This window comes from Barnesiella intestinihominis YIT 11860 (assembly GCF_000296465.1).
Lineage (GTDB): Bacteria > Bacteroidota > Bacteroidia > Bacteroidales > Barnesiellaceae > Barnesiella > Barnesiella intestinihominis.
Genome location: NZ_JH815204.1, coordinates 84,508 through 103,585, shown reverse-complemented (window position 1 = coordinate 103,585; position 19,078 = coordinate 84,508). Strand labels below are relative to the sequence as shown.

12 protein-coding genes and 1 tRNA gene are annotated in these 19,078 nt (G+C 44.5%); 9 read left to right on the top strand and 4 right to left on the bottom strand.

Annotated elements, in window-relative coordinates; genetic code table 11:
* Positions 1-281: 281 nt before the first annotated feature.
* Positions 282-1,322, bottom strand: a complete 1,041-nt coding sequence (gene mltG, locus HMPREF9448_RS05180) for an endolytic transglycosylase MltG (protein ID WP_008861542.1) — start codon at positions 1,320-1,322, stop codon at positions 282-284.
* A gap of 156 nt (positions 1,323-1,478) precedes the next feature.
* Between mltG and HMPREF9448_RS05175 the strand changes: the two genes are divergently transcribed.
* The 4 genes from HMPREF9448_RS05175 to HMPREF9448_RS05160 all read left to right on the top strand — a co-directional run bounded on the left by HMPREF9448_RS05175 (position 1,479) and on the right by HMPREF9448_RS05160 (position 7,193).
* Positions 1,479-1,565, top strand: a tRNA-Ser gene (locus HMPREF9448_RS05175).
* 321 nt (positions 1,566-1,886) lie between these two features.
* Positions 1,887-3,164, top strand: coding sequence for a porin (locus HMPREF9448_RS05170; RefSeq protein WP_008861541.1), 1,278 nt, complete (start codon positions 1,887-1,889; stop codon positions 3,162-3,164).
* Between the two features lie 41 nt (positions 3,165-3,205).
* Positions 3,206-4,390, top strand: coding sequence for a MalY/PatB family protein (locus HMPREF9448_RS05165; RefSeq protein ID WP_008861540.1), 1,185 nt, complete (start codon positions 3,206-3,208; stop codon positions 4,388-4,390).
* A 178-nt stretch (positions 4,391-4,568) separates the two neighbouring features.
* Positions 4,569-7,193, top strand: coding sequence for a valine--tRNA ligase (locus HMPREF9448_RS05160; protein ID WP_008861539.1), 2,625 nt, complete (start codon positions 4,569-4,571; stop codon positions 7,191-7,193).
* 649 nt (positions 7,194-7,842) lie between these two features.
* Here the strand turns inward: HMPREF9448_RS05160 and HMPREF9448_RS05155 are convergent.
* From HMPREF9448_RS05155 to HMPREF9448_RS05145, 3 genes are all read right to left on the bottom strand, one after another.
* Positions 7,843-8,340, bottom strand: coding sequence for an outer membrane beta-barrel protein (locus HMPREF9448_RS05155; protein WP_008861538.1), 498 nt, complete (start codon positions 8,338-8,340; stop codon positions 7,843-7,845).
* A 157-nt stretch (positions 8,341-8,497) separates the two neighbouring features.
* A complete protein-coding gene (locus tag HMPREF9448_RS05150; protein WP_008861537.1) occupies positions 8,498-9,133 on the bottom strand; it encodes a DUF4923 family protein in 636 nt (211 codons plus the stop codon).
* 384 nt (positions 9,134-9,517) lie between these two features.
* Positions 9,518-10,840: a UDP-glucose dehydrogenase family protein gene (locus HMPREF9448_RS05145; protein WP_008861536.1), complete on the bottom strand. Its 1,323-nt coding sequence runs from the start codon at positions 10,838-10,840 to the stop codon at positions 9,518-9,520.
* Positions 10,841-11,466: 626 nt separating this feature from the next.
* Here HMPREF9448_RS05145 and HMPREF9448_RS05140 point away from each other — a divergent pair.
* The 5 genes from HMPREF9448_RS05140 to HMPREF9448_RS05120 are packed head-to-tail and all read left to right on the top strand — an operon-like array spanning position 11,467 to position 19,072.
* Positions 11,467-14,091 (top strand): DUF4493 domain-containing protein, encoded by a 2,625-nt coding sequence (locus tag HMPREF9448_RS05140; protein ID WP_008861535.1) that lies wholly within the window; start codon positions 11,467-11,469, stop codon positions 14,089-14,091.
* A 12-nt stretch (positions 14,092-14,103) separates the two neighbouring features.
* The gene (locus HMPREF9448_RS05135) at positions 14,104-15,381 is read left to right on the top strand and encodes a DUF4493 domain-containing protein (RefSeq protein ID WP_008861534.1); all 1,278 of its coding nucleotides are present in this window, start codon (positions 14,104-14,106) and stop codon (positions 15,379-15,381) included.
* 1 nt (position 15,382) lies between these two features.
* The gene (locus HMPREF9448_RS05130) at positions 15,383-17,491 is read left to right on the top strand and encodes a PCMD domain-containing protein (RefSeq protein ID WP_008861533.1); all 2,109 of its coding nucleotides are present in this window, start codon (positions 15,383-15,385) and stop codon (positions 17,489-17,491) included.
* Positions 17,484-18,221: a hypothetical protein gene (locus tag HMPREF9448_RS05125; RefSeq protein ID WP_008861532.1), complete on the top strand. Its 738-nt coding sequence runs from the start codon at positions 17,484-17,486 to the stop codon at positions 18,219-18,221. Before HMPREF9448_RS05130 ends, HMPREF9448_RS05125 begins: the two co-directional genes overlap by 8 nt.
* Entirely contained in the window at positions 18,218-19,072 is an 855-nt protein-coding gene (locus HMPREF9448_RS05120) for a hypothetical protein (RefSeq protein WP_008861531.1), read from the top strand. Before HMPREF9448_RS05125 ends, HMPREF9448_RS05120 begins: the two co-directional genes overlap by 4 nt.
* Positions 19,073-19,078: the final 6 nt, after the last annotated feature.

The window sequence follows — 19,078 nt, the reverse complement described above, 5'->3', positions numbered from 1 at the left end:
TAAAAACTTTTTGCAATACGAGTGTGTTTTATTATCGAAACCGGGAAAGAAACGGCTCTCCTTAGGGAAAAAGAAGCGAAGCGTCGCTTCCGTCGAGCCAAAATCTCCGGTCTGGAAGAGTTAATTTATACGATAATATTCTTGTTTTTTGTGTGTTTCATTGGTATTATATTATCCTTTGTTTATTCCTGTAATAAACATTATCCTCTTTCTTGTTTTTGATATATTTCAAGTAGTAAAGCCCCGTCGTGAGACGAGGCTTTACTATTTACATTCCCCCATCAACGTATTCCGAGTCTGTTCAATGCTTGCTGGTATCGAATTGCATTTCGTTGATGCTCTGCCAAAGTCACGGCAAAATTATGATAGCCCGAAAAATCCTCTTTGGCGCACATATAAAAATACCCGTTCGGTGTATGTGTCAGCACGGCATTGATAGCCTGTTTCGAAGGAATCCGTATAGGGCCGGGAGGCAATCCCGTAACCCGATAAGTATTATATGGCGATTCTATGGTCAAATGAACATTCAATATGCGTTTCAGCGAAAAATCCCCGTGGGCAAATTTTACCGTAGGGTCTGCCTGCAAAGGCATGCCTTTACGCAATCGGTTCATATAAAGACCCGCAACCTTTCCCATTTCATCACGTTTGTTAGTCTCTTCCTCTACGATCGAAGCCAGAGTCGCTACCTCCACAGGAGTCAATCCCCACCGCTTTGCCTGTTGCTCCCGCTTTCCTTCCCAATAAATGCGATACTCCCGCTTCATCTTCTGTAAAAAAGATTCGGGAGTCACAGTCCAGTAAAACTCATAAGTATCCGGCAAAAACAAAGCCGGGAGAGTCGCTTTCGTAAAACCTAAATCCGCACAAACACTATCGTTGTACAGCAAAGCCAACAACTCCTCTTTCGAAAAAAACAACTGCCCCGATACCCTTTCGGCCAATTGTTCGAGAGTGCGTACGTTATTAAATGTAACTCGTATGGGAGATTGGCTTCCCCTCGACAATTTCAAAGCCATCTGCCGAGCTGTCATACCGGCATGAAGCCGATAAGCTCCTACACGAACATTAGAATCGAATTTATAAAACGACAGCAAACGTTTTACTCTCGGGATCGAATTCTCATCTGGAATCACCGAATGCAAAGCACTATCGAGCTGAACATCATTCCACTTCGGATAAACATAGCACACCGTTTGTTCGGTAATAACAGGATCATACAAATAACTCTTCATTACCGGAATAAACAAACATGCGAGAATCAAAATAAGCCCTCCTGTTATCCAAGCAAATATCTTTATACCTTTATTCACATTCGACATAATAATCCGATTATACACAGCGCAAAAGCACCTTGACGGGACAAAAGTAACGATTATTCCCGAAATAAAATAATGCGAAAAAGTTTGCTGTTTCAAATATTCCGCTTATCTTTGCGCTGCATTTGAAAAAATGGCGTCAACGACAAATCGTCCTTTGGAAGGATGGGTGAGTGGCTGAAACCACCAGTTTGCTAAACTGACGTACTCGAATGGGTACCGGGGGTTCGAATCCCCCTCCTTCCGCAAATGCAAAGTCCATAGCGTAATATATACGCTATGGACTTTTTTTATTTGAATCGATTCCCCCCATTGTCGAAATTTCAGAAACGGTCTTTGGAATATTGACACATTGGTTGTAATTTTGGAGCAATTTAAAATAAAGGTATGAAAAATTTCAAAAATATTCCTTTTGTCGAAATTTACACAGAAAAAACGCCTTATCGAAGAAACAAAATGCACCAATAAAAATGAATATTTTTAATAATATTCCAAGTATTTCAAATCTATTTCAAAATCACATTCAATTTTTGTAGCATGAATTTCAAAATCAAATCAAACAACGTTATGAATTATCAACGATTATTTCTATCGGGAATATTTCTCTCGCTATTCATGCTATCTGCATCCGCAAAGACATTTATCATCGGGAACGATTCGACCACGGTCCGCACCTCCGATACCGATTATGCCGATGAATTAGAAAAAATACGAATGCACATGCCCGATATAGAAGTCGGGAACGGTATATCTTTCCAACCTAAAAACAAAAGCTATAAACTCACGATGCGCATTCGCATGCAAAATTTGGTCGATATCGACTTCAACGAGAAATTCGAGGCTCAGGATATCGACGCCCGCGTCAAACGGCTCAGGTTACGTTTCGATGGATATATCTATACACCCAAACTCACCTATTTAGTTCAGTTAGGCTTCTCGCCTTACGATATGAAAACGCTGCCCAATGGGAACAACAACATCGTACGCGACGCAATGATTTACTACGTTCCCAACTCGACATGGAATATCGGTTTCGGACAAACCAAAATACGGGCGAATCGCGCCCGAATAAACTCTTCGAGTGCCCTACAATTCGTAGATCGTTCCATTGTAAACTCCGAATTCAATCTCGACCGCGATTTCGGTATCTTCGGAGAATACAATCAACATCTATTCGGCTCTTTGGATTTAGCGGCCAAAGCCTCTATTACTACCGGAGAAGGCAGAAACTGGGGAAACAATAAAGGGAGTGGACTCGCATATACGGGACGCATAGAACTATTCCCACTGGGACGATTCACCGGGAAAGGAGATGCTATGGAAGGCGATTATGAACGAGAACAAACGCCCAAAATCCTTTTAGCGGGAGCATACAGCTATAACGACCGAGCTCTTCGGGCACAAGGTTCCAATGGGGACAAATTACTGTTTGACCAGACCCGTAACCTTTCTTCCTATTTTGTCGACTTCATCTTCAAATATCAAGGATTTGCTTTTTATACCGATTTCATGGGGCGTATATCATCTTCCTCTCCGCTCATTAAATCGGGCGAAAATGTAGAACAATATGTCCTCACTGGAATGGGGCTCAACGTACAGGCAAGTTATCTCTTTCGTTCCAATTGGGAAATCGCATTGAGAAACTCTACCATCATGCCGGATAAAGAAGTACAGCCTTATGCCAATTATCGCAGTCACAACCAATCGACGTTCGGTGTCACGAAATATCTGATAGATCACAGATTAAAAGTACAAGCCGACCTGTCTTACAATTACAAAAATGAATTTGTCGATTCCGATTATAATCGCTGGCAATTAAGATTTCAGATAGAACTCGGCTTTTGACAAATCGACATAAGCAACCTAACACCTAAACAGTATATAAAATGTCCTCTCAGTACGATTTCGACACAATTATCGACCGGCATCACACCGGAGCTATGAAAACCGATGTTCTCTGTGAGCGCTATGGTCGGGAAGATCTCATTCCTTTATGGATTGCCGACATGGATTTTGCGGTCGCCCCCTGTATAACGGATGCTCTCGTACGCCGGTTACAACACCCGGTTTACGGATATGCCGAGGCTCCTGCGAGCTATTGGCAATCCATTATCGATTGGCTCGACTACCTGCATGGCTGGAAAGTAAAAAGAGAATGGATCACCTATATTCCCGGGATTGTCAAGGGCATAGGCTTGGCAGTCAATGTATTTAGTAACCCCGGAGATAAAATCATCATACAGACTCCGGTCTATACACCGTTCATGGCCGTCCCCGAAAGTAACGGTCGGCAGGTTGTACATAATCCGCTCAAATGGAACGGCTCCCACTACGAAATGGACTTCGATCACCTTGAATCGATCATCGACTCCCAATGCAAGCTGTTCATTCTCTGTAATCCTCATAATCCCGGAGGAGTGGTTTGGCCGTTGGAAACATTACAGCGAATCGCCGAAATCTGTGCACGGCACAACATACTCATCATTGCCGATGAAATTCATGCCGATATGCCTCTCTTCGGAGCCAAACATCACCCTTTTGCCTCGGTATCCGAAACAGCGGCTCAAAACAGTATATCATTCGGAGCTCCTTCCAAGACGTTCAACATCGCAGGCTTGGTCAGCTCCTATGCCATTGTTCCCAACGAAACGATTCGTAAGCGCTTCTTCGACTGGCTCACGGCAAACGAGCTGAACGAACCCACATTCATGGCGACCATAGCCACCGAAGCCGCTTATAACCATTGTAGAGAATGGCGCGAACAAATGTTAGCCTACATCGAACAAAATATACTATTTGTCGAAGAGTTTCTCGATTGTCATATTCCCGACATCAAAGCCATCAGGCCGCAAGCATCCTTTATCGTATGGCTCGACTGTACACGGCTTCACCTCGAACACGATGCACTCATCGACCTTTTTGTCGATAAAGCCAGACTCGCACTCAACGACGGTGAAATGTTCGGCCCCGAAGGCAAAGGACACATGCGGCTAAATGTAGGTACACCTCGCGCAGTTTTGCAAAAAGCGCTCGAACAACTACGTTCCGCCGTGGACGGGCTTAAACGATAGCTTACGAAATATGTCGAAAACAAAAAAACTTTCTTTTCGAGACAAATACCATAAACACCTTTGACTCCGAAGAATATCTTTTTCGGAAAATATTTTATATTTTTGCACCCGATTGGTACAAAAGCCTTTTTACTTTTGTATCTTGAAATAATATAGAACATTCTGAAAGAACGACTTTATGAACGAACTTGCCACGAAGTACAATCCCGCCGACGTAGAAGAAAAATGGTATGCCTATTGGTTGAAAAACGGTCTTTTCAAATCGAAGCCCGACGGTCGAGAACCCTATACCGTTGTCATTCCGCCACCCAATGTCACCGGGATTCTGCACATGGGGCACATGCTGAACAATACGATACAAGACATTCTGGTACGCCGGGCTCGCATGGAGGGGAAAAATGCTTGTTGGGTTCCCGGCACAGACCATGCATCTATCGCCACCGAAGCCAAAGTGGTAAATAAACTTGCAGCGCAAGGTATTAAAAAAAGCGATCTTTCCAGAGAAGAATTTCTCAAATACGCTTGGGAATGGAAAGAAGAACACGGCGGAATCATCTTGAAACAACTCCAAAAATTGGGAGCTTCCTGCGATTGGGACCGCACTGCTTTCACTATGGACGAAATCCGTTCCGAAAGTGTTTTGAAAGTATTTGTCGACTTATACAACAAAGGACTCATTTACAGAGGAGTCCGCATGGTAAATTGGGACCCCAAAGCCCTCACCGCCCTCTCCGACGAAGAAGTCATTTATAAAGACGAACACAGCAAACTCTATTATCTGCGCTATTTTATCGAAGGCGAGGATAAATACATTATCGTTGCCACCACACGACCTGAAACAATCTTAGGCGACACGGCAGTTTGCGTAAACCCCAACGACCCGCGTTATTCATTTCTTAAAGGGAAAAAAGTCATCATACCGCTGGTAAATCGAGTGGTTCCTATTATCATGGACGACTATGTCGATATTGAGTTCGGAACCGGCTGTTTAAAAGTCACCCCGGCACACGATGTAAATGACTATATGTTGGGAGAAAAATACAATCTGCCGAGTATCGACATATTCAACGACAACGGAACCATCAGCGAAGCCGGAGGACTTTACGTAGGAATGGATCGTTTCGACGTTCGCAAACAAATCGCCAAAGACTTACAAAAGGCTGGATTACTCGAAAAAGTCGAAGATTACGACAATAAAGTGGGTTATTCCGAACGTACCAATGTCGTTATCGAGCCCAAACTATCGATGCAATGGTTTGTCAAAATGGATAAACTTGCAGCCCCAGCTCTCGATGCCGTCATGAAAGACGAAATCAAATTCCACCCCGATAAATTCAAAAACATTTATCGGCACTGGATGGAAAACATTAAAGATTGGTGTATCTCCCGCCAGCTTTGGTGGGGACATCGCATCCCGGCGTACTACCTTCCGCAAGGCGGATTCGTAGTAGCTGCCACACCCGAAGAAGCGTTGAAATTAGCCCGAGAGAAAAGTGGTAAGGCCGACCTTCAAATGAGCGATCTGCGACAAGACGAAGATTGCCTCGACACATGGTTCTCTTCGTGGTTATGGCCCATCTCGCTTTTCGATGGTATCAACAATCCCGGCAACGAAGAAATAAACTACTATTACCCGACCACCGATTTGGTTACAGCCCCCGATATCATTTTCTTCTGGGTGGCTCGAATGATTATGGCCGGATACGAGTATGAACACAAACTTCCTTTCCGCAATGTCTATTTCACCGGAATCGTACGGGACAAAATAGGACGAAAAATGTCCAAGTCGCTCGGTAATTCGCCCGACGCTCTCGAACTGATAAAAACCTACGGAGCCGACGGTGTCCGCATGGGACTCATGTTGGCCGCACCTGCCGGAAACGACATACTATACGACGATGCGTTATGCGAGCAAGGACGCAACTTTAACAACAAAATATGGAATGCCTTCCGCTTGGTAAAAGGTTGGAACGTAGATGAAACCCTCCCCCAACCTCAAACGGCAGCCATTGCCGTAGAATGGTTCGACGCACAACTCAACCGTACGCTCGAAGAAGTCAAAGACCTGTTCGGGAAATATCGTCTGTCCGAAGCCCTCATGGCTATATACAAACTCTTCTGGGACGAATTTTCATCTTGGTATCTCGAAATGGTTAAACCGGCCTATCAACAACCTATCGACCGCAAAACCTACGATGCTACACTCCGGTACTTCGATGCACTGCTCCGTATGTTGCATCCTTTCATGCCCTTCATCACCGAAGAATTGTGGCAACACCTGTATGACCGCAAAGAAGGCGAAAGCATCATGACAGCACGCATGCCCGAGCCCCAACCGGTCGACATGGAAATCATAAACCGATTCGAAACGACCAAACTGGTCGTAGCGGGAATACGTACGATCCGCTTGCAAAAAGGCATAGCCAATAAAGAACAGCTCACGCTGCAAATTATCGGCGCACACGATCACTCGAACGATTGCATATTGACCAAAATGACCAATCTGGCAACGATCGAAACAATCGAAGAAAAAGATCCGGCCGCCGCTTCGTTCCGGGTACATGCAACGGAATATGCGATTCCTATGAGCAACGCCATCGATGTAGAAGCCGAATTGAAAAAACTCGAAGCCGAATTAAAATATGCTCAGGGATTCCTCAAAACAGTGATGGGAAAACTCGGCAACGAACGCTTCGTTCAAAATGCACCCGAAGCCGTGGTAGCTATGGAGCGCAAAAAGAAAGCCGATGCCGAAGAAAAAATCAAATCGCTCGAAGAAAGCATAGCAGCCTTGAAAAAGTAGTAAAAGACCATACAAAAAAATAAAATCCCGCTCTATCGAAATTAGATAGAGCGGGATTTTCATACCCGAACAAAAAAACAGCCCCACCCTTTACGACTCAATAGGAAATCAATGAGAATTGTCTTTTAGTTCCTCCCCTGTGGCATGGACATATAGGGAAGGTGGCACGGAATAACGGAGGGGCTAACTCAATGGAAATGTCGAAAAATACCGACAGTAACGGAAACAGAATCAAGCATCGGCTTCTCCCCTCCCTCATCTGCAATGGATAAGAGAAGTAAACGAAGTATCGGAGAACTCAAAACCCCAGTAGAGCAAAAACGCTGGAAAATTTCTACACTCCTCCCCTGCCGTGTCCCGTAGCCTTACGGGGTGTTTTGCATCGCAAAACATAGGGGAGGTGGCACGTAGTGACGGAGGGGGTAATAACAGGAATGGCAGGAAATATAAGGGAAATACCCGCAAGGAGAAGAGCTCAAATTCTACAATCAATCCCTATGCACTCCCCCTATGCCACTGACCTATCCCGATTTGTCATCTCGCAAAAAAGAAGTTCGGCAACACCTTCTCACCTTACAATTCTACCGAAAAGAATAAAAAAACCGTCCGATAAAAATCGGACGGTCGAAATATCGATTCGTTTCAAATATTAAAAACAATAATACAAGCTGAGACTTATCTCATTGCCGCTCAAAGACAAGCCCGACACGCTGCTTCCGTTATATTTAGTACGATATCCCAGAAAGCCGTAATGAGCTACCAAAGAGAAATTATCGGTCAAATTAAAAGATATACCCGGCTTAAAGCCAATTTCAAAACCGGTATCCGAATCCGCCCCTTTATACTTTTGAGTAGAAATACCGAAACCACCATCTACCAACAAGCCTACGAAATCTTTCTTCCAAAAATTCCAACGGGCATACGGAGCGATATAAAACGAATTGAAATTGTCCATATGAGTATAACCTATCATACCGGCAACCGTCCAAGTATCGTTAAATGCATAACCGAATTCAGGAGCGATTGTAATCATGGTATTTTCCGATGCATCATCGTAAAGTAACCCAAATTGACCACCCACAAAATACTGAGCATTGGCTGCTAACACACCAAACACAAGAGCTAAGGTTAAAACTAATTTCTTCATTTTATTTATTTTTTAGTTTATAATATGGAACAAAGGTAATCATTCGACAAAAAGATCGGTCTTCTATTTTCCCGTTTTTTTTCTTTTTGCGTTAAAATATAATAAAATAAGGAGGGAGTTTAAAACTCCCTCCTTATTTTATTTTACTATGATTTTCTTATTTCACTAGTTCAAACCCCATCAATACACCCTCATACTCATCGAGCAATCCACCGACACTTTTCAATGTAGAACTCTGAGACTTCGATGCAATAGTAGTCAATACCTTCACGAATCGATCCACATCGAAAAGCATTTCCAACGTATTGCCATTCTTGTTTATAACGGCATCCATAACCATTATGGGAATGTAACCACCCACGGCAGTAAATGTAACCACGAATCTTCCGCTCTCTTCGTCTTTAACAATATGACCGTTCAATTTCGCATTACCATATTTCATTACAAAAGTAGTATCGGCAAAAACAAATGAAACCCGCGAAGGCGTGATACCGGCCTTTGTATAGTAGGTCGCCAACTTTGTTTTCAAAGATGCAGCCACGACCTCACCTCCCGCCGATTTCAAGAAATCGCTGCTTTCGAACTTACAAGCAGGAGCCGAATATTTCCACGTCCCGGCTAAATCGGCAACCGTCAACGAAGCATCTGTACCGGCAATAGCACTCACAACCTTATTCACTGTCGATGAATTCAGTATGTCTCCAAGCCCACCCAACGAAAGCTGAGCTTTCACAGAGGTAAAAAACAAACACAAGCAGCATACGATAGATAATCTGCACACCCATTTTTTCATAATAAAATCTCTTTACAACATTATTTATTTACAAAAACAATACATCTCGAAACAATCTAATCTCACTTACCGATATCGAGTTCTGTTCCATTGCAAAGATACGCTCCAAACAATTAAAGTGTTCCTCAAAAACAGATTTTCGACAAAAAAATTAAAAATAAGACAAATCACGATAAAAGCACGACCACATTGAACCAAAACACTCCTATATCGTTATTATAGACAGAAAGGGCGCTCCGAAGGATTCCCGAAACCGTAACGGTAAAAGGAGGAGCAGCCATTACGAAGAAGGATATTCCTCTCAGCCCCTTTCTATTATAAAAAGACAGGTATCCGCCCCGGGATAGGGCGCATACCTGTCTTACTTTTTTATCGGATCAGTCCTTAAACCGTCGGACGACCTATACTATAATAAGCAAATCCCAACTCTTTCATCTCAGACGGATCATAAATATTACGACCGTCGAATATCACAGGTGATTTCATAGACCGGATAACCGTTTTCCAATCCGGCAAACGAAACTCTTTCCATTCCGTTACAATCAACAAAGCATCCACATCGGCAACCGCTTCATAAATATTCTCGGCATATTCCACCTTATTCCCTATCCGCCGCTTGCATTCCGGCATAGCCACCGGGTCATATACCTTTACACGGGCTCCTGCATCACATAACTTATCGATCAATATCAAAGCCGGGGCTTCGCGCATATCGTCGGTCTCCGGTTTAAAGGAAAGCCCCCACACGGCAAATTTTCGTCCCGATATTTTCCCGTCGAAATAGCGGAGCAATCGGTAATAAAGCAATTCCTTTTGCGACTCGTTCACCCGTTCGACAGCTTTCAAAATCTGCATATCGCAATCATTCTCTTCCGCCGTCTTTATCAAAGCCTTCACATCTTTCGGGAAACAAGAGCCCCCATATCCACAGCCGGCATACAAGAAGCGGCTGCCGATACGATCGTCGGCTCCGATACCTTTGCGCACGGCCCCTACATCGGCTCCCACCTCGTCGCACAATAACGCAATTTCGTTCATAAAGCTGATACGAGTCGCCAGCATAGCGTTAGCCGCATATTTAATCATCTCCGCCGAAGGAATATCGGTAATAATAATCCTGTACTTGTTGATCATGAAGGGCTTGTAGAGCTTTTGCATCAAAGCCTCCGCCCGCTCGCTTTCGACCCCAACGACCACACGGTCGGGACGCATAAAATCGGCTATCGCATTCCCCTCTTTCAAAAATTCGGGATTGGAAGCCACATCGAAGTCAATCTTTTCGCCCCTCTTATCCAACTCGCTCTGTATAGCCGCTTTCACTTTTCGGGCAGTCCCCACCGGAACCGTACTCTTGGTAACGACAACAAGATAATCAGTCATATACCGTCCCACACTATGAGCCACATCGAGCACATATCTCAAATCGGCCGATCCGTCTTCGTCAGGAGGAGTACCCACCGCACTGAACAAGATTTCCACCCCGTCGAGACAAGCCGATAGATCGGTGGCGAACCGCAAACGTCCGGCTTTCATATTCCTGATAACCATCTCGTCGAGCCCCGGCTCGTAAATAGGTATATCGCCACGCTCTATACGAGCTATTTTCTCGGCATCTATATCCACACAGACAACGTCCACTCCTATCTCGGCGAAACAAGTTCCCGTAACCAAGCCCACATAGCCTGTACCTACTACCGCTATTTTCATATATTCCAATTTTTTATCGCCCCTCTCCCACCGTTCGTCTTTAACGAGATAGTGGGGAGTACCCGCAGAGCGAGAGGGTTAAAAATAAACTTGACTATCTTCACATTTTGCAAAGATAGTACAAGCCGAGAACAGAAACAAAATTCGGGAAACCTTTCCTTCCCCCTGTAATGCTCCGCAGCATTACGGGGTGTCGCAAAGCAATAGGGGGGGGAATACATCTCAACCTCCTCCCTGCCGTGTCCCGTAGTATTACGGGGTGTTTTTGCACAGCAAAATATAGGGGAGGTAGCCGAAGGACGGAGGGGTTAAAAAAGGCTATCTTTACGTATAAAAATACAGAATAAATTTAAATACTATAAAATAAAAAATAATCGATTTTTTACAAAATCCGACCCTAAAAAAATATTAGCAAATTCCCCGGATTTTGTAGCCCAAAACTCCTATATCTCCTTAATTTATATTATTATACTTAACAAAACTTTCTATTGACTGTTTCATCTAAGAAAAAAATTTATACCTTTGAACCGATTTTCATTTGTGCAAATAAGAGTATTTACACAATGAAGCCGCTCATAAAGAGTTTATTAATATCTCTTTATCGGTGAAATAAAAATAAAATAAGCATGAAATTAAAAAAAATTTTCCTGTATAGCGCAACCATGCTATTGTTAGTATCATGCGCAAATGAGGATAAGCAAGGGTCTTCCGGATACGGTGCTATCAACGTACAAGTTTCAGCCGATTATAAAGTAGTTCCTGTAACTCGCTCCACAGCAGAATCAGCCTCGACAATCGAAAATCCCGATGTAAGCGAATTTGCTTTGAAACTGGTCTCTTCCGACGGTAGTTTTTCTCGGGCATGGGATAGTTTGGCCGATTTCGACCCGGCTACCAAAATACCGGTCGGAGCCTATACGATGAGTGCCTTCTACGGAGATATCGATATAGAAGGATTCGAAAAGCCGTTCTATCTCGGAGAAACCCCGGTAGCCGTGCGTGACCGGGAAAATAGTTCGGTAGAAATCAATTGTACATTGGCTAATGTAAAAGTAACCGTCGAGTATTCCGACGCTTTCAAAAAATACTTTGCCGACTATTCGACCACCATTCACTCTACCGGAGGAGAATACATCGAATTTTCTAAAACCGAGACGAGAGCAGCCTACGTAAAACCCGGGAAAATCACGATTCAGACCCACTTGAAAAAACAAAATGGGATCGAATCTACTTTCGAACCGGCAGCCATACCCAACGCAGCCGCTCGTCAGCACTACAAAATAAAACTCGACATCAGCGACAACAACGCCGGTGAAGCACAACTCAACATCAGTTTCGACGAGACAACCGAAACACAACCTATCAAAATAGACATATCCGATGAAGTAATGGTAGCTCCGGCTCCCTCTTTCCTCCTGTCTGGTTTTGAATCCGGTGTTCCGGTTGAAGCAAAAGAATTTAATTATCCGGCCGACAAAAACGTAAATATATCTCTCACGGCCAAAGGAGGATTGGCAGGGTGTACCCTTACGACCTCTTCCCGCAGCCTCGAAAGCAAAGGGTGGCCGCAAGAAATCGACCTCATAAATATGAGTGAAGACCAAGCAGAAATACTCCGTCGATTAGGGCTGAAAATCAAGGGATTCTCCGAAGTTGGAAATAAAATGGGATTCATCGACTTCACCGAACTATTCACACAATTACAAATTATCGACAATAGCGATCAACACATGTTCGCTATTTCGGCAAAAGACCTGTACGGAAAAGTTAGCGAATCGCCTATTTCTTTATCGGTAAAAAACCTTCCTTTAACATTCACCCTACAAGAACCCGAAGCCGTTTTTGTGGGTAGCTCTTCGGCCATAATTCCGGTATTATACGATGGATCCGATATCGATTTGGTTCAATTCAGTTACCTTAACGCCGAAGGCCACAAAGTAAATTGTACCTCGACAGTTCTATCGACCGAGGAAAATCTATACCAAGTTAAAATATCCGTCGAAGCCACAAACAAACCGGTAAAAATAGAAGCCTCTCTATCCGGTGGATTAAAGACGGCTGCGACTTCCATTCCTGTCCTCACGCCCGAATTCACGATATCAGCCGAAGAATACGACGTTTGGGCAAAAAAAGCCACCGTCAAGCTCACAGCCACCGACCCGCAATACCAAGAGGCCGTAAACCGTTATGCGGTACTTTTCGCAAACAGCTCAGGGCAGTGGATTCAAGCCTCCTCTACACACAAAGACAATATTTACACCATCAGCGGATTGTTCCCCGATACTCGTTACCAAATAAAAGGAACGTGCAACAGCCAACAAAAAAATGTCAACTATCACGGTAATTGCACAATCCACACCGAAGCCGCCGCGGGAGTACCGAACGGAGACTTCGAAAATTTGGCACAAACCATAAACATATCCGACATGAATCAAGGCGGAAAATGGTCGCCTACCGTAGGAAACCCCACCTACCAAAGCAAATGCAGTTTCAACGTCAGCGAACCTGTCGGGTGGGCCAGTGTAAACGCAAAAACAAGCAATACATCAGCAACCAACCAAATGTCTTGGTTTGTCTGCCCCTCCACATACAACACCACATTGTCATGGACTGGGACAGTCCCCGGAATCCCCATTTTCGGAGGTGGAGGAACCGACACTCCCGACATATACAAAAACCTGACAGCTCAAAATGGCTCTAACGCCATGGTCGTTCGCAATGTCGCTTGGGACGAAAACGGAACGACTCCTCCCCCCCACTATAAAACAAGAGGGTCGGCATACTATTACAGCGAAAACGTCCCCTCGATAGCCAACCGCTCCGCAGGCAAACTATTCTTGGGCACCTACTCCTATTCCGGTAATTCCGAATCCTACAACGAAGGAGCCGCATTCTCGTCGCGGCCATCGATTCTGAAAGGGTGGTATAAATACACTCCCGACAACAAAGACGGCTCTGAAACCGGAGTGATCTCGGTAACATTGCTAAACGGAAAAACGGTACTCGCATCCGGTACTATCAACCTTACGGCAGCATCAGACTATACCGAATTTACAGTTCCATTGGTCTACAACGTTACCGACAAAAAAGCCAATCTGTTGAAAATAATGATTACATCGTCCAATCACGCTTCCTATTCACAAAGCGAAGAAACCGCAACGATAAAAACGACCGACTACTACTCCCGATACGAATCCAATTCGAGGGGAGCGACTCTGACAATAGACAACTTGAATTTCATTTATGAATAAACCCATAGCGATATGAAAAAGATATTCTACATAGCTCTGACCATAGTCTTGGGACTGGCAGGCACATCTTGCGACCGCGAGAAACTCACCTACGACTCCGAACCCGGGGAAATTTCAGGGAAAACCGGAACTCTCGATCTTTCTTCTTTCGATGCCATACCCAATAACGACATAAAAGAAACCGAGAAAAAACCGATAAGCCGGGCTGTCGACACAGGCGGTTTTACAGTACAGATATTCCGCGCGGACAATGGTAGCGAAACCCTCGAAAAAAATTGGAAATACAGCGAAACCCCCGAAATAGTTACACTAAACATCGGTAATTATAATTTAAAAGTATTTTCCCACGAGGTTCAACCCGCCGAATGGGAAAAGCCCTATTACTATGCAGATAAAACTTTTTCTATCGAAGAAAACAGAGTGACACAAATCGATACGCTCGTATGTACCCTCCAAAATATAAAAGTCTCGGTCTCCTACTCCGAGGATTTAAAAACACTGATGGGCGAAGATTGCAAAGTATCGGTTACCGTTGGAGAAGGAGCTCTCGATTTTATGAAAGAAGAATCTCGTGCCGGTTATTTCCGTTCCGACAAAGAGAGCAATCTGCTCATCGCGACCTTCTCCGGTACGATCGACGGCTATGAAGAGGTCAATCGCATACAGGTAGACAACGTAAAAGCCGGCGAATGGCGTAAAATACACTACGATATCAAACGACCCGAACCGGGAAGCGAGACAGGAGGCGTCACACCGTCGGTTACACTCGACGCCTCGTGCCAAATCATCGACCATCTCGGGAATGTCACGATAGACGAAGAAGTCATTGTCGACCCCAACCCTATCGATCCCGGCACCAAACCCGATCCGGGTCCGGACCCCGAGCCCACCGATGCCCCGAAAATTACAAGCGCGACCGTAAAACTTGGAACTCCGGTCACTGTAACCGAGGGATTACAAGTAATCGTAGATATTACAAGCTCCGATAAGAACGGACTTACAGGACTTGTAGTCGATATAGAATCGCCGACATTGACTCCCGACGAACTTGCAGGTATGGGATTGGCCTCGCATCTCGATTTGGTAAATCCGGGCGACTTGAAAACAGCCATAGAAGGATTGGGATTCCCCACTGGCTCGAACGTCTTGAACCAATCGAAAGTAACCTTCGACATCAGCGACTTTATGCCGTTATTAGGATTATTGGGCGCAGGGACTCACAACTTTATCATAAAGGCTACCGACGCGCAAGGAACGACAACAGAAACATTAATACTCGTAACAGAATAATATGAAACGCTATATAAAAACATACTTTACTTGCGGACTGCTCCTTGTAGGACTGCTATCGGCTTGTAAAGAAGAAGACATGACCCTCGGCGAAGGATCGGTACGGTTGAACGTAAAAGTTTCCGACGAGGTGGCTGTCGTTTCCCGTGCTATCGACCCGGGCATATACGCCTCCATGCAAACCCGCATATACAGCAGTAAAGGGCTCATTCGTTATTACGATAGAGAAAATCTCATGCCCGACATACTGAACTTGGCAAGCGGACAGTATCATGTCTTTGTAATAGCCGGAGATTCTGTCCCGGCAGCATTCGATACCCCCTATTATACAGGATCGGCCGACTTCGCCGTCCAAAGCGGAGAAACTACCTCGGCCGAAGTAAAATGTACTATTGCAAATACGTTGGCGACGGTTGCGTTCTCGCCCGAGTTAGCAAACGTCGTAACCGACTATAAAGTAAAAATATTTACTACTACCGGCGAGCTCTCATTTACAGAATCTACCGTAGATTCCGTAGGATACTATATGCTCAACGGGAAAGACCGCAGCTTGGCATGGAGTTTCGAAGGGAAAAAAACAGACGGTAAAAACTATACCCAATCGGGGGTTGTCGAAAACGTAGTTAAAGCGACGAAATACGCATTCACATTCAGCTATAACGCCGACAACGCAGCGACCGGAGGTACATTCATCGACGTCAAAGTAAATGAATCGACCGTAGACTCCACCCATAATGTAGTGATTACACAACGTCCGCAAATTGTCGGAGACAAATTCGATATAACCCAACCGCTTTATTACGAAACGAACAGCGGAAAAGAAGCTGCGATTTGGGTGAATGCCGCGACCAAATTGAAAAATGTAAAACTTTCTTGTGAAAAATTCCCCTCCTTAGGACTCTCGGCCGATTCCATCGATTTCCTGTCGGCCCCCGAAGGCATCATCACGGAATTTCAAGTCAAAGGCATCGGAGCAAAACACATCTATCAGGAAGATAAAGACCTTTCGAACGCAAAAATCACTCTGTCCGAGAACTTTGTAAAATCGCTCCCCGATGGAGAATATATCTTCACAATAAAAGCCGTCGATACAAATGAAAAAGAAAATACACAGGTTTTGACGATAGTCGTATCCGATGCCATAGTCGTTACGGAAGCCCCGGCAAGATCCGGTATCTGGGCAAAGAAAGCCACGCTATCAGGGACTTTGGTAAAAGAAACATCGGAAACTCTCTCTTTCCAATATCGCAAATCCGGTTCGCAAGAATGGATATCCGTTCCTGCCGTCCTGTCGGGAACAAGTATATCTGCCGAGGTAACGCAACTCGAACCGGGAACGACATACGAATATCAAGCCGTTGCAGGAACACAAGCCTCGGTAAAAACAATAACGTTCACTACCGAAGAAGCGACGAAACTGCCCAACAGCAGTTTCGAAGATTGGCATACCCCGGACAAAGCAATGGTAATATACCCGCAAGGAGGGGAAATGTTTTGGGATAGCGGGAACCACGGTTCTGCGACGATGAATAAAAACGTGACTACACCCGACGAGACCTACAAACACAGCGGTAAATACTCTGTTAAATTACAATCTCAATTCGTTGGTGTCATGGGTATTGGCAAATTTGCTGCCGGAAACTTGTTCACCGGACAGTTTATCGGACGAGACGGTACGAACGGTATCCTCGATTTCGGACGAACATTTACCTCGCGACCGTCCAAACTTCGCGGATACATTAAATACACGCCGGGAACCGTAGACTATTCCGAAACTGATGCACTTACAAATGGCGCAACGGATATAGGCAGTGTCTATATCGCACTTGGAGACTGGGATGCTCCGGTACGTATCACGACAAAAGATAAAAACCTGTTCGATAAAAACGACGAAAAAATAATTGCCTATGGCGAATGGGATTTAACAACCCAAACACAGGGAGAAGACGGCGGACTTCTGGAATTCGAAATTCCTATCGATTACCGTTCTCTCACCCGTATTCCCAACTACATTGTAATCGTGGCCTCTGCCAGCAAATACGGAGACTACTTTACAGGTAGCACGGGTAGTACCATGTGGCTCGACGATTTAGAATTGATTTATGAATAAACTCATCTCTGCGATATGCTCATCTCTGCTTTTAGGGGTAAGCCTTACTACGGTTCACGCTCAGGAGTTCGACCGAGGTATTGTACTAAATACATTCATACCCAAAGGACAATGGGTAGTAGGTAATTCCATATCCTATTCCGAATATAGCAACGACAACTACCAGTTCCTCGTCATCGAAAACATGGACGGTATAGGCTACACATTCAAAGTAAGCCCCATGTTTTGCTACATCGTCAAAGATAATTTGGGATTGGGAGGTCGGTTTGCCTATGAACGAAGCCTGACGAAACTCGACAATGCCTCCATCAAAATAGGCGACGATCTCAACTTCGACATGGACAACGTGTATAGTCTGAGCCACTCCTATTCGGGAATGGCGATCATGCGTAACTACATCAGTATCGGGAACAGTAGCCGCTTCGGACTTTTCAATGAACTGCAACTCTCTTTGGGTGGTGGAGAATCGAAAATGGTAAACGGGTCGGGAGAATCTCTCACAGGAACATTCGAGCGTTCGTTCAACTTCAATATCGGAATAGCGCCGGGGCTCATGGCATTTCTCAATGACTACACAGCCATCGAGGTAAACGTCGGCTTATTAGGTTTTAATTACAGTCATGTCAAACAGACCACCGACCAAGTTTATACCGGTAAACGGTCTCAAAACATGGCAAACTTCAAAGTCAACATCTTTTCTTTGGGTTTAGGTATCGCTTTTTATTTATGAAAAACTTAAAATACATATTGATTTTAATAGGAATACTCATTCCCGGACAAATATTGCTTCATGCCGAAGTGCAAGATTCGACAACCGTCATTCCCGATACGGTAACCATCGTTCCGGGAAACACTTCTGTCGCCACGTCCGAGCCCGATACGATCGCCGAAAAACACGGGCTCAGCAGAAAAAAATACAAACGGGGATTGAAAAACTATCTGCTCATTCCCCAAAAGCAATGGATCGCAGGTTTGACTCTCTCGCACGGAGAATTCGACAGTAAAGACAATAACCTCCTGATCTTCATCAAAGATTTTAATTTCAAAGGCAACATAACTACCCTGAACCCATTCGTAGGCTATTTCATCAAAGATAACGAATGTATAGGTATAAAACTCGGATACAGTCATTTAAGTGCAAACTTAGACAATTTGGATATAGACATCGACGACGATATGCAATTCAATTTGGGCGATATACGTTATTTAGGCGAGACCTTCTCGGCCGCTCTGTTCCATAGGGCATATATCGGAATCGACAAAAACAAGCGCTTCGGCTTCTTCAACGAAACGGAATTAGCCTTTTCAAGCGGTTCGAACCGCTTTGTAAGAGGGAGCGACGAGTCATTGAAAAATACCAAAACAACGACATCTGAAATCAAATTGGGGTTAAATCCGGGATTTTGCGTATTTATCATGAACAACATCAGTACCAGTGTTTCGTTCGGAGTAGCCGGATTACGATACGGAACGATCAAACAAACGACGAATAACGAAGAAACCGGAAGTCGCAGATCGAGCGGAGCCGATTTCAAAATAAACTTGTTCAACATCAACATTGGCATGTGCCTGCACATATAGAAGTAA